Annotated in this window: 10 protein-coding genes; all 10 read left to right on the plus strand. The window is 34.6% G+C overall.

Translation table 11 applies throughout. From position 1 onward, the window contains the following. Positions 1–27 precede the first annotated feature (27 nt). The 10 genes from asp2 to AB5359_RS09340 all read left to right on the plus strand — a co-directional run bounded on the left by asp2 (position 28) and on the right by AB5359_RS09340 (position 16590). Positions 28–1320, plus strand: coding sequence for an accessory Sec system protein Asp2 (gene asp2, locus AB5359_RS09295; RefSeq protein WP_368279983.1), 1293 nt, complete (start codon positions 28–30; stop codon positions 1318–1320). Continuing rightward, on the plus strand, positions 1320–2174 hold the full coding sequence (asp3, locus tag AB5359_RS09300; protein WP_048687365.1) for an accessory Sec system protein Asp3: 855 nt from the start codon (positions 1320–1322) through the stop codon (positions 2172–2174). Before asp2 ends, asp3 begins: the two co-directional genes overlap by 1 nt. A 6-nt stretch (positions 2175–2180) precedes the next feature. Continuing rightward, positions 2181–4547 (plus strand): accessory Sec system translocase SecA2, encoded by a 2367-nt coding sequence (gene secA2 / locus AB5359_RS09305; protein WP_048687363.1) that lies wholly within the window; start codon positions 2181–2183, stop codon positions 4545–4547. 9 nt (positions 4548–4556) lie between these two features. Then, positions 4557–6086: an accessory Sec system glycosyltransferase GtfA gene (gene gtfA / locus AB5359_RS09310; protein ID WP_077410479.1), complete on the plus strand. Its 1530-nt coding sequence runs from the start codon at positions 4557–4559 to the stop codon at positions 6084–6086. Next, positions 6079–7407: an accessory Sec system glycosylation chaperone GtfB gene (gene gtfB / locus AB5359_RS09315; RefSeq protein ID WP_048687359.1), complete on the plus strand. Its 1329-nt coding sequence runs from the start codon at positions 6079–6081 to the stop codon at positions 7405–7407. The genes gtfA and gtfB overlap by 8 nt, the downstream gene beginning before the upstream one ends. Continuing rightward, entirely contained in the window at positions 7400–7582 is a 183-nt protein-coding gene (locus AB5359_RS09320) for a hypothetical protein (protein ID WP_003648287.1), read from the plus strand. Before gtfB ends, AB5359_RS09320 begins: the two co-directional genes overlap by 8 nt. Before the next feature lie 336 nt (positions 7583–7918). Beyond that, positions 7919–11392 (plus strand): hypothetical protein, encoded by a 3474-nt coding sequence (locus tag AB5359_RS09325; RefSeq protein WP_077410477.1) that lies wholly within the window; start codon positions 7919–7921, stop codon positions 11390–11392. 439 nt (positions 11393–11831) lie between these two features. After that, positions 11832–15179, plus strand: coding sequence for an LPXTG cell wall anchor domain-containing protein (locus AB5359_RS09330; protein WP_368279903.1), 3348 nt, complete (start codon positions 11832–11834; stop codon positions 15177–15179). A gap of 216 nt (positions 15180–15395) precedes the next feature. Continuing rightward, positions 15396–16421, plus strand: a complete 1026-nt coding sequence (locus AB5359_RS09335; protein WP_368279904.1) for a glycosyltransferase family 8 protein — start codon at positions 15396–15398, stop codon at positions 16419–16421. Next, on the plus strand, positions 16405–16590 hold the full coding sequence (locus AB5359_RS09340) for a hypothetical protein (protein WP_232001012.1): 186 nt from the start codon (positions 16405–16407) through the stop codon (positions 16588–16590). Before AB5359_RS09335 ends, AB5359_RS09340 begins: the two co-directional genes overlap by 17 nt. The last annotated feature ends 5 nt before the right edge of the window (positions 16591–16595 follow it).

The following is a 16595-nucleotide window of genomic DNA, read 5'->3' on the forward strand; positions in this document are numbered from 1 at the left end:
GTTCTTTATTTACCTAAAGTTCTAGAAATTGCTGATAACGAGGAAAGCTACTTTTTGAAAAGTATTGCTGCTCAAGAAATTACTGAAGATCCTCAATATCTAATTAATAAATTAGAAGAGCGCTACTTTGTGGGTCAAACAGGAATGCGTGTTGCAGCTGTTAATTTTAAGCTTAATGATCGGCAAGTACACAGCTTTGAATATTTAGGTCATGGTGAATTGAAGCTGAATTTAGATACCAATAACGAATGGATTAATCTTGGAGTATACAAAACCGGTATTTATATTGACCCGGGTAAGCGGATTAACTTTTGGCTAACGATGAAAAATAAAAACTTCCAAGTTAGAATGAGAATTTTTATTCAAAATCCTGGTTCAGATGGTGATGTGAAAGATCAAGTTGTTATTGACTTAACTAAGTTTCAAAAAGATGAGTATTTTTCTCAACTTGAGGTGCTTGAATATTATCGAAATGCAACTATTAGCCTTGAAGTAAAGGGAAGCGGAGAGTTGACGATTGGTACACTTCACGCACGTTGGGGACGAGATGGAGCTGGTGATTTTATCAGTGGTGGAAAAAGAATCGTTGATCCAGCAACTCGTGAAGATATTGCATATTACTTTAATCCCGGTGATTTAAAACCGCCACTAAATGTTTACTTTTCAGGTGCACGTGAACGAGAAGGTTTTGAAGGATATTTTTTAATGAAAAGATTAAATGCTCCAATGCTCTTGTTTACGGATATGCGGTTAGCTGTTGGTGGTTTCTATGATGATGCAGAAGGTTACTTTGGTAAAAAGATTATTGAAGTAATTAAGCAAACTCTAAAAAAATTAGGATTTGATTCATCTCAGTTAGTAATGACTGGAATTTCCATGGGAACTTATCCAGCAATAAAATATGGTGCCAAACTTAAGCCATACGCCATCAATGTAGCTAAGCCCTTATTGAATTTAGGCTATATAGCACGTCGAGCTGCTTTAGATAGACCAGGTGGTTTTGATACCATTTTCGACGTTGATGGGGCAATTAACCGATCTTTATCTTTTGAAAAGTTAAAAGAATTAGATCAAAAGACGATGAATGAACTTGGTCAAAGTGATTTATCTAAGACTAGACTTTTTGTAGCTTATATGAAAAATGATGATTATGATGACCATGCAGTGGCTGAACTAAAAAAGTCACCGGCTGTAAGAAATGCTATTCAGTTTTCAATTAAAGGATTTGATGGGCGACATAATGATGATCCAGCTGTTAACTATTGGTTTATTTATCGTTTGTATGAAATTATGGGTAATTTTGGACGAAAGTATGAATAATGAAGATTATTAATCAAATATATTGGGATCGAGTTAATGAGACCTATATGTATGGAACAAAATTAAGTAAAAGAATCGATGAAACAGTTACTTTCCAAAATAATTTAATGGCGTCGGGTGAGAAAATTATGCGCTGGTCGTCTAGACTTAATTACCAGGCCTATAAAGAAGTTCCACGTCTACCAATTTTATTAAGTGGCAAAAAATATCGCATAAAAATAAATATGAAAGTAAATCCTGAAGATACTGCAATTTTTCGCTTACGTTTCTTTGATATACAAACCGATGAAATTAGTAAAGTCGTGTTTTCATCCATGGAAAAAGAATTTATTTATCCTAGTCAAGCTGTGTCATATACTTTTGAAATCATTAATGGGGGATGCAGTGAAATTAATTTCGCTAAAGTTCAACTTGGAAGAGCTGATTTACCTGCAAAAGCCTTTGATGAATTTTTCGTAATGCCATTAAATCAACTGAAAAAAGCAAAGAAAGTAGCCTTAATTTTAGTGGCAGATAATAAAAGAGCCAGAGAACTTCCAGAAGAGTTAAAGACGACTATTACAGATACGCAAGTTTTTATGGGTTATATTAGTTGGCAAGAATTATTTAATCCGGTTTCTAGATTAGAGTCGTGGCTGAAAAAACATGAAGAAGAGACAGTACTTATCTTTAGCAGTGACAAGAAAATAGATCAAATTTTGGAAGATTCATTGGCAAAAAAATGTGATTTTGAATTTATAACTTCGAATTATACTTTAGAAAATCAAGGGCAACAGCCTTGGTTTCTTCCAGAGATGGTTAAGCTTGATCAACAACAGGTTCTCAATAATGTAGAACGATATTTGAGGAAGTGATAAAGCGTGTTGACAGATACTCTTAGGCTAAGAAAGCCAAGAAAGATTCTCAAAAAAATAAATAAACTAGCTCCTAAAATGAGAAAAATGAGTGATGCGCAACTACAAAATCAAACCCAGATTTTTAGGGAGCTTCTTAAAAAAGGAAAAACACTAGAAGATATTTTACCTGAAGCTTTCGCAACTGTTCGAGAAGCAGATTATCGAGTGTTAGGTCTTTATCCTTATGATGTTCAAGTTCTAGGTGCCATTATGCTGAGTCAGGGTTCAATTGCAGAAATGAAAACTGGCGAAGGAAAAACTTTAGTAGCCACGATGCCTCTTTATTTAAATGGCCTAACTGGAAAGGGAGCGATGTTGGTTACGCCTAATGGCTATCTGGCTGCCCGGGATGAAAAAGATTTAGCGCCAGTTTATAAGTTCTTAGGTTTAACAGTTAGTTTAGCTTTCTTGAGTACTGATGATGAAGAGCAAAAAGCAACGCCGCAAATGAAGCGTAAATGGTATGCAAGCGATATTACCTATACTACTGCTTCATCTTTAGCTTTTGATTATTTATTTAATAATTTGAGTAGTACAAAAGATAGACAATATTTAAGGCCATTTAATTTCGTCATTATTGATGAAGTAGACCAGGTTTTACTTGATGAAGCTGAATCACCATTTGTAGTGTCATCTAAACCAAGTGTTCAATCAAACTTATATGGTTTAGCTGATCAGTTTGTTAATTTACTAGATAGTGAGAAGGATTATGAATTCCGTAAAGATGATGGAGTTTTTTGGCTAACCGCTCATGGAATTAAAAAGGCAGAGCGCTTTTTTAAGTTGAAAGATTTATTTGATGAGCAAAGTAGGGCAGTTTATCGACATATTGTCTTAGCAATGACCGCTCATCTAATTATGCGTAAGGGCCATGATTATTTAGTTGTTAAAGGAAAAGTGATCCTCCTAGATGAAGATAGTGGCCGTTTAAAGCGTGGAGTTCAAGTAAGTACTGGTTTGCACCAAGCCATTGAAGCTAAAGAAAAAGTGGAATTAACAAATATCCAAAAAACTGCTGCGTCAATTACTTTTCCAGCCTTGTTTAGCTTGTTTAATAAGGTAAGTGGAATGAGTGGTACGGCTAAAGTTAATGAAGAAGAATTTTTAGATATTTATAATTTAAAAGTTACCCGTATTCCAACTAATCGTCCTGTTATCAGAAAAGATAAAAAGCCTGTACTCTTTTTAACAACTCGAGATAAATTAATGGCTGCCATCGATTATGTCGTAAAACTTCATCAGACGGGTCGACCAGTTTTACTAGTTGCAGGTTCAGTAGAAAATTCAGAAATTATTTCTGAATTGTTGCTAAATATGGGAATACCTCATAATGTTTTAAATGCTTATAGTGTTGCTTATGAAGCACAAATTGTTAAACGTGCAGGTCAAAAGGGAGAAGTAACAATTGCAACAAACATGGCCGGTCGTGGTACTGATATTAAGTTAGGCAAGGGCGTAAAAGAATTAGGCGGCCTAGCAGTAATTGGTACTGAAATGCTTCCTAAACGAGTTGAATTGCAGCTCGCTGGTAGAGCAGGAAGACAGGGAGATCCTGGCTCAAGTCAATTCTTTATTTCACTAGAGGATGATTTTGTTTCTAGTAACAACACTGGCAGACAGAAAAAATATTATCGCCGGTTAATGAGAAAAAAGCAAAATGGGAAGGATCTAGTAACGCTAAAGTCACCAATTACTAAGTTCAGCTTACATATGCTTCGCGATCGAGTAGCAGCAATGAGCGCTCTCCAGAGAACTGAAACAAATAAAGGAGAATTAATTTTATCTCTGCAGCGAAAAAATTATTACGATATGCGTGATCGTGTGATGGCAAAGAAAGATTTGCAAGCAGATATTGACCAGGCAATTGATAGAGGGATCGAGCTATATTTTAAGAAAGAAAAAATAAAAAACAAGAACGACTTAAAGTATTTTATTAACGAACATGTAACCTATAATAAAGTTATACTTCCAGAAGATTTAGAAAATATCCAAGACTATAAAAAATATTTGCATGAAATTATTAATAAAGTTATTGACCAGAAAAAGAAAACTTTAATTAATAAGGAACAGCTTAATAATTTTTATCGTCAAATAATGATTGCTGCAATGGATGGTTGCTGGATTGATGAAGTGGATAAGATCTCAAAATTAAAAATTGAGGCGCATGGTTGGACGAATTCTGGTCGTCCACAAGATTTGTTGCAACACCAAGCAGCCTTTAAGATGTATTTACAGTTTTGGGATAAGATTACTCTAGCAATTTTTGATAATTTGCTTTTGAGCCAAATTAATATAAATGAAAAAGGTCAATTGGTTGTTGTATTTAATTAGAGGTAAATAATGACAGTTTATAATGTAAATTTAGGAATAGGTTGGGCAAGTTCTGGTGTTGAGTATGCACAGAAGTATCGTGATCAAAGTTTTAGAAAAACTGGAATTGACGCTAAATTTATTTTTTCTGACTTAATTTTAGATAATAATATTGGTGATCTGACTGCTAATATGGGCTTTAAGGATCAAAGCATTATTTGGCTATATAACTTTTTTACTGATATTAAGATTGCTAAAACTTCTTATACCTTAAAAGCCTTTGAAGCTAGCTTGAAATTTAAGAATTTCACTAAAGAAGTTAATAATGAGGGCAAAGAAGTTGTTTATAAATTAAAAGATGACTTTTATGCTGTTGCAAGATTACATGATCGCCAAAAAGAAACTATTGATCAAGTTGTTTATCGAAAAAATAATACCATTTTAAGACGTGATTTCTATTCTTATACTAGGTATGCGGCTGAGTACTATCTAGGTACAGCTGAAAATAATCGTGTAGTTTTTAGAGAATTTTACAATGAAGATGGTTCAGTTGCTTATACTCAGCATCTAAATAATGATCAAGAAACTTATGAATTTACAAATGGCGAAATTATTTATTCTAAAGATGAATTATATCTGAAGATGCTTAAAGCACTTCGTTTCACTAAAAAAGATGTTATTATCTTAGATCGTGAAGATGAAGATAAGTCGTTAATTAATGGGCAACTAATCTTTGAAAATCATGGTCCTGCTAAAATTGTCGTTGTGGTTCATGCTGATCACTATGATAAGCACTTTACTAATGATCAACATGTTTTGTGGAATAACTTTTATGAGTATCAATTCTCGCATGCTTCAGAAGTAGCAAGTTTTGTGGTAGCTACGCCAGCTCAAAAGAAAGTATTAGAAGAGCAATTTCAAAAATATTATCATATTACACCGCGTGTTGATTGTATCCCGGTTGGTAGTCTTTTGAAGTTAACGTATCCGGTTAAGAAACGTGAGCCATTTTCACTTATTACTGCATCGCGTTTAGCTAAAGAAAAGCATCTTGATTGGATTGTTAAAGCTGTGATTGCTGCTAAGAATCAAATTCCAGAACTGAAGCTTGATATCTATGGAAAAGGCAGCGAAGGAGCAGCTCTTGACGAAATGATTAAGAATCACCAGGCTGAGGATTATATTCATTTAAAAGGACAGCATGATTTAAAAGATATTTATGTTAAATATCCGGCTTATATTGCTGCTTCAACTAGTGAAGGATTTGGGTTATCACTACTTGAGGCAATTGGCTCGGGATTAGCTATGATTGGTTTTGACGTTCCTTATGGAGATCCAACCTTTATTAAAAATAATGAAAATGGTTATTTACTGCCGTATGACGAAGATTGGAATGAATATCGCAAGGTGGAATTATTGACCAAGGCAATTATTAAATTGTTTAAGCAAAGTGATCTAAAAGCCTTTAATGAAAAATCATATCAAATTGCAGAACCTTATCTAACTGATCGCGTAGCTAAGCAATGGAAAGAAGTATTGGGAGAATTAACAAATGATTAACTTATTTGAAAACTTAGATGTTGCATCAACTGATTTTTTGAGATCGCAACTTTTCGCTGGGCTTAATATTCCTTCAGTCGTGATTCATGATGATGGCTTCTTACCTAAAGAAGTAGATTCGCCAATCAAATTTTATTGTAAGGTTACAGATAAAAATACTCCCTTATATTTTGACAAAGTTAAAATACCTAAGTTCTATCGTATCGTTGCTACGGCGCAGAAAGGTGAAATTTTCGATCTTCATCAAAAGAAAGCTGATATTGTCTTTGCTGCAACGGATAATAATCGGTTAGTTAAAGAAGTAAGATGGTTAGATGACAAGGGGCAATTAAGCTGGATTGATCATTATAATCGTGAAGGCAGAATTTTTGCCAAAACTTATGTGAATAATGGACAAGAAGTTTTACGAAAGTACTTTGATAATGAGGGAAAAGCTGTAATTGTTCATTATTTAGTAGCTGGAGATATTTTACTGTTTGACGATGATGAAACAAGACATTTCTCTAATTTAGTCCAGTTTATGCAATATTATTTAAGAGCACGCCATTATAAGGTAGATCATATTTTCTATAATACTTTGAACCAATCAATGTTTGTTAGCTTAGGCATGGGTGAAAAAGGCTCTGATACGCTGTTTTGGCATGAAAAGTTAGGTGAAGAGCTGCCGGGGAATATGACTTATCTTTCAAAGAATGGTACACGTACTAAGCATGTAGTATTTGAGAATTACTTGGATTGGGAGAAGTGGAAAAATAAGTTACCTAAGGGTGGTAAGCTAGATTTTCGCTTTTTGGGGATGATTTATCCACATGCACGTGGGAATAAATTACGACCAGAGGCTGTAATTTTGACTAATTCTGACCAAATAGAACACTTGCAGGAAATAGTTGAAGCTCTTCCTAATATTAATTTCCATATTGCAGCGATAACAGAAATGTCGGCTAAGCTTTTAGCTTTTAATAAATATAACAATGTTCACTTGTATCCAAATGCTACACCAAAGAGAATGAAGGATTTATATCAGTCTTGTGACATCTATTTTGACATTAATCATGGTAATGAAATTCTTGATGCTGTTCGTGGCGCATTTGAGCAAAATATGTTAATTGTTGGCTTTAAGAATACTTTGCATAATCCTAATTTTGTAAGCCCAGATAGTATTTTTGAAGTTGATCAAGTGAATGATATGGCTCATCGAGTTAATGAAGCGCTAGAAGACGCAAAAAAGATGCAAAAATTTGTTGATGACCAGCGGTTGACTGCTGGAGACACGACAGTTGAAAATTATCAAAAGGTAATTGGAGCGCTGAATAATGAGTGAAAAAGGTAAAACGCTTGTTGAAAGACATGCATTAAAAAGATTGGCAAAAGTAGAAAAGAATAAACAAAAGGCATACGAAAAAAAGCCAAAAGAAATTCCTTGGAAAACAATCATTATGGGGGTATGTTTTACAATTATTTTGGTAATGATTTTATTGCAGACTTTTGTTAGATAAAGAAAAACAGGTATTAAATAAGGCAAAGTATCGAAAAAAGATGCTTTGCCTTATTTTTTGTCGTTTTTTTATAAAAATGGTTTGTTCGATGTTATGTTTGCAAGAAAGAAGATAATATAACGGTGTGAAGAACTCGAAAAATAAAAATATTAATTAAATATATTTAAGCTCGCTAAAAATTAACAAATATCATCAAATAATATATTAAATTTTATGTGTCATTTAATAACAAATGATGTATTATAGATTCAGATACTGCTATTAATTTAATAGTTATATAACTTAGTTATGATTAAAATATTACTACTAGGAATAAATACATTAGAGGCATAACTTATGAGAAGATATTTTAAAAATAGAAAACTTCAAAAACATGTTAAACATTATGTTGATCCTAATGCAATTAGAGATGACAAAGATGATGCAACTTCTTATCTGAAGGATATTGCAGGTCTAGCTACAATTCTTGGCGTTGGAGCAACTGGTGGAGCCCTGCTTCCGAATGGGCGAGTATATGCGGCTCAAACTTCCGTTGATCCAAAGTCACAAGTTGTTGGATCAGTTTCTGACTTTATCAAGAGTGGTGCGTCAGATACTACTGGTAGCAAGTCTGATAGTAAGACTTTTAGTATTAGCGCTTCTGAAGATAAAACTAAATCAACTTCAGCTTCTAAAAGTACACAACTATCTCAAAGTCTTTCAAAATCTTTGAGTCAGTCAATTAGCCAATCGGAATCTTTAAGTCATTCATTAAGTGAATCTGAAAGTGCGCTTAATTCATTAAGCTTAGCTAAAAGTAAAGAAAAAGAAGCTAAGTCTAATAAGCAAGCAACGAGTACTTCACATAAATCAGACAGTAAAGCGAGTCAATCTGAAACTGCAAATGTAAAGAAGAGTGGACAAAATAATAGACGGAGTGCCGAAAACTCTCTTTCAAATAATTCTACTTCTGCTAATCAAGAACAAAGTTCTACATATGCTTCTACTTCTAATGATATTACGACCAACTTACAGGCAAGTCTTAATTTAAGTAATGATCTTTCTTCATTGTCTAACTTACCATTAGCCTTTAATAGTGTTTCTAGTAATAATTCCACTTCGAATAATTCAAATTCTCAATTACCAGTTGCTTTAGCTGCTAACTTTGTAAATTTGGCAGCTACGGATAGTACTGTTAAAGCTCAATTTACTGGCACAGTAGCTTTTGGTCGTATTGGTTCAGATGGAAAGTTTGTTTCAGGCAACGATTTATCCTATACCGCTACTACACCTGCTCCAAATTTAGCAGTTAGAGTTTCTACTAACGGTTCAACTACTTTGAGTAGTCAACAATTTTTTGTAATGATTCCTAAAGGATTTAAGTCAAGTGTTACTGCTTTTAGCCAATTAGGTAATAATAGATACACTTATCCGTTTAGTGCAGGATTCAGCGGTCCGGAAAAATTTGATCCTAGTACATATTCTATTAAGGATTTAGGAGAAATAGGACCTAATGGAGAACAAATATTTAGCATAACGCTAACTTCTAATCCTTATTGGAATAATAATTTTGGCGGACAATTTGAGCTAACATTGGATCCAAATCAAGTTGGACAGTATAGTTATAGTCTAGATAACTCAAATATAGTTCCAATAATATCTGAGTTGGCAAGTGATGGTACCACTTCATTTGGTAGTACTTCATTGAATATTGATGGTAAGAAGACAGATGTTGTAACAAGTGGATATGGGTATTCAATAAATTATGCTGTAAATCAAGCTTTAAAGCCAACATTCACTGGTACTGCTACTTTGGGCAACCTTTCAAATGGAACTACATTCGTTTCAGCAAATAATACTAACTATACAGCAGATACTCCAACGGATGAGTTACCGACTTTAAACGTTCGACTATCAACAAACGGTACTACCAATGTTACTAATCCACAATTTATCGTTACAATTCCTAAAGGATTTAAGGTAACTGGTCATAACTTAATTTCATCTAATACTGTAAGTAAGTATTTTGATGGTAATTTTAAAGGTACTAATAGTTTTACTGAGAGCGAGAAGTATACTGTTGAATCGTTAGGAACGAACAGTAATGGTGAAAAAATTTATAGCGTAAAGCTGAATTTTAATCCATCTGAAAGTGATAATAAAGATTTAGGCTTGCAATTTAAGTTAGCTGTAGATTCAAGTGCAAGCACTAAAGGCAATCACAAGTATGATAGCAATACTCCATTAGTAACTGAGCTTGCTAGCGATGGACAAAGCACAGCGGGTACGGCGACAATTACTGTTAATGGCACAACTTATGATGTAGTAAAGAGCAGCAATGCAACTAATGTAAGTTACTACATCAATGATGCACAGTTACCAGACTTTACTGGTAAGGCTGTCTTTGGTAATTTAAATTCTTCTAATCAATTTGTTTCAGGTAATGGAATTAATTACACGTCAACAAGCACGAATATTCCAACACTTTCGGTACAACTTAGTACAAACGGAACTTCAACAGTAAATGATCCAACGTTTTATGTAATAATTCCTAAAGGTTTTACTTCTAGTATTAATGACTTTAGTGTGTTAACTAAGGATCCAAGTAATTATTTTGGTGGTGGAGGTTACTTTAGCGGGAGTCCGCAGAATCACTTAAATGATTATAGTATTAAATCATTAGGAAATATCGGACCAAAAGGTGAACAAGTATTTCAAATAAAATTAGCTTATAACCCTAAGTGGGAAGATAATTTCGCAGGTCAATTCAAATTAAAATTAGATCCATCACAAGCTGGCTCTTATACTTATGGGAAAGATAATCCAGTTGTGGCTGAGCTATCTAGTGATACAAAATCGCCAAGTACAGGAACTTTAACTATTGATGGAAAAGCAGTTCAAATTACCGCAAGTAGTAATACATCTATTAATTATGGAATTGAGAAGAACGTTCTACCTAACTTTACCGGTGATGCAGCTTTTGGTAATTTAAATACGTCTAATAAAGAATTCGTTTCAGGTAATGGGATTAATTACACATCAACGAGTACAAATCTTCCTACTCTTTCAGTTCGTTTATCCACAAGTGGAACTTCAACAGTAAATAACCCACAATTCATTGTAATGATTCCTAAGGGATTTACTTCAAGTACGTCTGGTTTTGACTTGATTCCTGCTAATCCAGGAAATTATTTTAATGGAACGTTTAATGGATCTAATACAAATAAAGACTATTCAATTCAGGATTTAGGTAAAATTGGGCCAAATGGCGAGCAACTCTTCAAAGTCACATTAAACTTTAACCCAAGTTGGGATCCAGCAAATAATTTTGGTGGTCAGTTTAAATTATCCTTTGATCCAACTGCACCTAAGAAATACTATTCCTATGATCCATCTGGAGCTCCAATTGTTTCTGAATTAGCCGATGATGCTAATCCTAGTGCAACCGGTGATAGCAATCATTATACCTTCACAGCTGCAGGGAAAAATATCAATGTTGTTAAAAGTAGCTATTACCAGGGGATTCAGTACGGCATTGATACAACTGCAATTCCAGAATTTACTGGTACTGCAAATTTTGATGCTAATGGCAAAATATTTAATGTTGGCGATACAATTCCTGAATATACATTCCGTTTATCAACTTGGGGCAATTCGACTGTTCAGAATCCAAAATTTATTGTAATGATTCCAGCTGGTTTTACAGCAACTACAAATGATTTTTCGCCTATAAAGAATGCCACCATTGAGTCTTTAGGTACTGATTCGAATGGGCAACAACTATTTGAAATTTCGTTAAAGGGGGGGGACACCAAACTGGGGAACAGATAGTATTAGCGGATCTGTAAGATTAACCTTAACCCCAACTGAGCAGAATGGTGGTAGTCATACTTATTCGAACTTAACCGCACCTCTAGTTTCAGAAGTTTCTGATTATGCTCAGCCTAGCAATGGTACTTATACTTTCCATGTAGGTAATAAGGATATAAATGTTGTCCAAAGTCCGCAAACTGTTAATTGGACTCATCCTGACAAGGATCCTTCGGATAGTTCGGCAAGTCTAACTTATACTATTAATACTGGTACTACAGCACTTGATAAGAGTGAATATAGCATTACTAATCCTTCTGTAACTCTACATAAAGGTACAACAGGCCATGCTGGATATGAACAACTTACGTTTACGATTACACCAAAGCAAAATTCAGCTATTAAAAGCGGTCAATATATTGATGTTAAGTTAGGATTACCTACTAGCGATGGTAACGTTGTGCCATACGATACCCTTTTAGCTAATGAAAACATACCGCTTAAGGCACCCGATGGTACACAAATTGCTACAGCATATAAGATGGGAACATATTATAGAATAGTATTTAATTCTAATGCTGCTGAATACACTTCGGGGAATAACAACTTAACTTTAACTCCTATATTAAGATGGGGGAATCCAACTTCGCAAAATCCATCTATTAATATTGATCAAAGCGATAAGAATAACCTGGGTAAAACTTTTGTTTATGAAGGAACTACAACACAGTCTGAAGATGGAGAAAAAATTTCTTATGCACCGCAGAACGATATTAATATAGGTGATGGTTCTTACAAATTTACTAGTGGGTTGTATATTCAAGGACAAAAAGTCTATACTGAAAAATATTTAGATTATAATAAGGATACTGAATTTAGTATTGGTGTTCCAAATGTTAGAACTTGGACCTCTAAGAATACATATACGAATAATGGTTGGTTTAACACTGTTACTTTTAAAATTGCTACAAGCGATGCACAAGATTCCAACGGTAAATTACAGCCAGATAATGATACCGGTACTGATTTTTATTTAACTGTTAAAGTTGGAGATAATAGTAACTTTAAGTACAGTTGGGAAACTGGGGCTGATGTAAAGAACCAAATTGTAGGTCCTGATGGTAAGAGTGGAATTCTTGCTCAGTATAAGCAAAACGTTCTGGGACAAACTAAAGTTGCAGGAAGTAATTATTCTTTAGCTTATACTCAAGACTCTTCAGATAGAATTAAATCAGGAGTTACTGTTGACGACCCAAAGATTACTAAAACTGATGGAATTATTACAGCTGTTTACCATATTAAGCTTGCTAACCCAGATGCGAAATTGTTAGGTGAACTTAAGTTGTTAACCGTAAGTGCAGATGGATTTACGAAACCAGCAGATATTCAATCTTATCAACAAGATGAAGATAATGCGATTAAGGAGAAAAACTACACCGGTGTTGCTACTTCGAATACAGTATTGCAAAATGCATTAATAAATACTAAAGCACCACAAGGTAATATTCAAAAGATTAGTACTACAGGAAGCACAAGTTCAGTCGAGATACATCCTGATGCAGGGGATTGGTCAGCATATGCTAATGAAAATACTACTAATAATAGTCTTTCTAACGATGCTGATTCAAGCAATACAAGAACTGCTACGCTTGAATTTTATAATGATAACGATCCAGCTAACCCGATTTTGATTCCTACAGCAACTAATACTACTTCCGGTGCAGCAGGTGATCCAATTTCATTTAAAGATGCTAATAAAACCCTAGAAGATCTAGAAAAACAAGGTTATAGTCTTGAAAAAGTAGAGGATCCTTCTGGAAACATAACCACTCCTAAAAACTTAGCCAACTATGATTATGGTACGCTGGTTAATAAGCAACTAATTTTCAAAGTTTATTTACATTACACAGATATTCAAAGCATTAGCGCAAGTCAGAGTGTATCTAATAGTATTTCAAATAGTTATTCAATTCAAAGATCCGAAAGTAGAAGTGAATCATTAAGTATTAGTGAAGCTACTTCAGGAAGTATAAGTAGAAGCTTAAGTAATTCAATTAGACAAAGTGAAAGTACCAGTAGGTCACTCAGTCAAAGTGAGAGTCTAAGTCATTCAACAAGCCAGAGCGAGAGCTTGAGTAATTCATTTAGCCAAAGTGAAAGCTTAAGTAACTCACTGAGTCAAAGTGAGAGTTTGAGTAACTCCTTGAGCCAAAGCGAGAGCTTGAGTAACTCCTTGAGCCAGAGCGAAAGCTTGAGTAATTCCTTGAGTCAAAGCGAAAGCTTGAGTAATTCATTGAGCCAGAGCGAGAGTTTGTCTAATTCATTGAGTGAGAGTGAGAGCTTGAGTAACTCCTTGAGCCAAAGTGAAAGCTTGAGTAACTCACTCAGCCAGAGCGAGAGCTTGTCTAATTCATTGAGTCAGAGTGAGAGCTTGTCTAACTCATTGAGCCAAAGCGAGAGTTTGAGCAACAGCTTGAGCCAGAGTGAGAGTTTGAGCAACAGCTTGAGCCAAAGTGAAAGTTTAAGTAACTCCTTGAGTCAGAGTGAGAGCTTGTCTAACTCATTGAGCCAGAGTGAAAGCTTAAGTAATTCACTCAGTCAGAGCGAAAGCCTAAGCAACTCCTTAAGTCAGAGCGAAAGCTTGTCTAACTCCTTAAGTCAAAGCGAAAGCTTGAGTAACTCCCTAAGCCAGAGCGAAAGCTTAAGCAATTCACTCAGCCAAAGCGAAAGCTTGTCTAACTCCTTGAGCCAAAGTGAAAGCTTGAGTAACTCCCTAAGCCAGAGCGAAAGCTTAAGCAATTCACTCAGTCAAAGCGAGAGTTTGAGTAACTCCTTGAGTCAGAGTGAAAGCTTGAGTAACAGCTTAAGTCAGAGTGAAAGCTTGAGTAACAGCTTGAGCCAGAGCGAGAGCTTGTCCAACTCATTGAGCCAAAGTGAGAGCTTGAATAACAGCTTAAGCCAGAGTGAAAGCTTGAGTAACTCATTGAGCCAGAGTGAAAGCCTAAGCAACTCCTTGAGTCAAAGCGAAAGCTTAAGCAACAGCTTGAGTCAGAGCGAGAGTTTGAGTAACTCCTTAAGTCAGAGTGAAAGCTTATCTAACTCCTTGAGTCAGAGTGAGAGTTTGTCCAACTCATTGAGTCAAAGCGAGAGCTTGAGTAACAGCTTGAGTCAAAGTGAAAGCATGAGCAACAGCTTGAGTCAAAGCGAAAGCTTGTCTAACTCCTTAAGTCAAAGTGAAAGCTTAAGTAACTCCTTGAGTCAGAGTGAAAGCTTGAGTAACTCATTGAGCCAAAGCGAGAGTTTGAGTAATAGCTTGAGTGAGAGCGAAAGTTTGAGTAACAGCTTAAGTAATTCAGGTTCTAATACTCCAAGACATTCACAAGGTTCAACAAGTCAGAGTAGAAGCCTAAGCAATTCATTAAGTGAAAGTGAAGCTTCAATTAGTAATTCAATTAGTCAATCAACTTCAATTCCTACTCACTCAGAAGTAATTGAGAGTACTTCTGAAACGAACAGTAATACTAATAATTCAGAATCAATTAATAGTACTACGAATCCATCTATTTCACGTCCTGCTGAATCTGTCAGCGAACAAACTAGCGTAAACATTACTCCAGAAAAACAGCCAGCAGAATCAACTGAACAACAAGTTAGTGCTAAGAAACATCGGGTAAGAACGAATACTCGTCGTAAGTTGCCACAAACTGGTGCTTCTACGAATTCGTCATCATTACTTGGTCTACTTGCAACTGCTGTTGGTGGTTTACTTGGTTTAAGACGCAAAAAGAATAGAAAGAGAAGAAGATAACAGAAAAAGGTCATAGCTTGTTTGCTATGGCTTTTTCTTGTTCAAAATAAATACCAAAATAGCTCTCTAAGGCCTTTAAAAGCTTTAGAGAGCTATTTTTATTATTAATAACATGCGTGTGAATTATTTTAAAATTTGAAATATATAACTAATAATTAGTATTATAATTATTAATAGATAATAGTTATAAAACAAAGATAGAAAGCGAAGTAGGTTATGAAAGTAATCGCTTTATGCGCAGATTATGGGTATCTGGATAAAGCAGAGACTGCGATTAAATCAATTTTATATAACAACCAGTATGTAAAGATTTATCTTTTGAATTGTGATATTCCACAGGAATGGTTTGTTAATATTAATCAGTATGTTAACCAGATTGGCTCTGAAGTAATTGATGCAAAGTTTGATCATGGAATTTTAAACGATTCGCAGGGTCCAAGACCGGGTATTAATGAAATGGGATTTGCTAGATTTTTAATTCCGAAATTGGTACCAGAAGATAGAGTTTTATACCTAGATAGTGATTTAATTGTGGATGATGCAATTGATGACTTATTTACAATTCCTTTTAATGGAAAAGAAATATTGGGAGTAGGCGATATCTTTGATTCAGACGATCAAGGAGATGCAACAACTAACTGCTTAATAAATTCCGGAGTTTTAGTTTTAGATAATGCTGCATTAAAAAAGAACAATGTAAGTCGCGATTTAATTAAAATGAGTCGTAAAAATTACGTCAATGGCGATCAGCAAATAATTAATGAATATTTCAAGGATAAGATTGGCTTGCTTCCTCATAAATACAACCATCAGGTGGGTGCGACATATTTTGCTTATTCTAGAAACGATCAGCGAATGATCAATCTTCTTAATTCAGTTAAAGACCCTAAAATCATCCATTATGTTATGAAAGGAAAGCCATCAGATTTTTGTTATTTGGGAATAATGCGAGAAAAATGGTGGTTTTATCGTAATTTAGAGTTATCAAAGCTTGTCCAGAAATTTACGATCTTTGATTCAATGAAAATAGGAGCACCTAAGTTTGCTACGGAAGCCTTAATTTTTACTTATTCTGCTAATATCCAAAATCTTGAAAGCCTAATTAAGGCATTACCAGAAGTTCACTTTAATATTGCAGCTTATACAGAAGTTGCAACAGGATTATTGAATCTAATGAAATATCCGAATGTCACTGTTTACCCTGCAATAATTTATGCCCGTGTAGTTGTACTTAGATATTAATTATTATCAAAAAGATGAAAATGTTTTACGGCAAATAGAAGAAAAAGGTATTCCAATTTTATCTTTTGAAGATACTGCAAATAAAGATAGTAAATATTCAAATTATAAGGTATTTGGAAATGACCAAGTAGATCGAATGGTGCAAGAGATTAAAAATTTGGAAGAGTAAGAGTA

Origin of the sequence: Lactobacillus sp. RTP31084st1_F9_RTP31084_210423 (assembly GCF_040919545.1) — a bacterium.
Lineage (GTDB): Bacteria > Bacillota > Bacilli > Lactobacillales > Lactobacillaceae > Lactobacillus > Lactobacillus paragasseri.

Excerpts from the sequence above, each read along its gene's own strand:
- AB5359_RS09325 (WP_077410477.1), top strand. The coding sequence starts at position 7,919 with ATGAGAAGATATTTTAAAAATAGAAAACTTCAAAAACATGTTAAACAT.
- AB5359_RS09320 (WP_003648287.1), top strand. The coding sequence starts at position 7,400 with ATGAGTGAAAAAGGTAAAACGCTTGTTGAAAGACATGCATTAAAAAGA.
- gtfA (WP_077410479.1), top strand. The coding sequence starts at position 4,557 with ATGACAGTTTATAATGTAAATTTAGGAATAGGTTGGGCAAGTTCTGGT.
- gtfB (WP_048687359.1), top strand. The coding sequence starts at position 6,079 with ATGATTAACTTATTTGAAAACTTAGATGTTGCATCAACTGATTTTTTG.
- AB5359_RS09335 (WP_368279904.1), top strand. The coding sequence starts at position 15,396 with ATGAAAGTAATCGCTTTATGCGCAGATTATGGGTATCTGGATAAAGCA.
- asp3 (WP_048687365.1), top strand. The coding sequence starts at position 1,320 with ATGAAGATTATTAATCAAATATATTGGGATCGAGTTAATGAGACCTAT.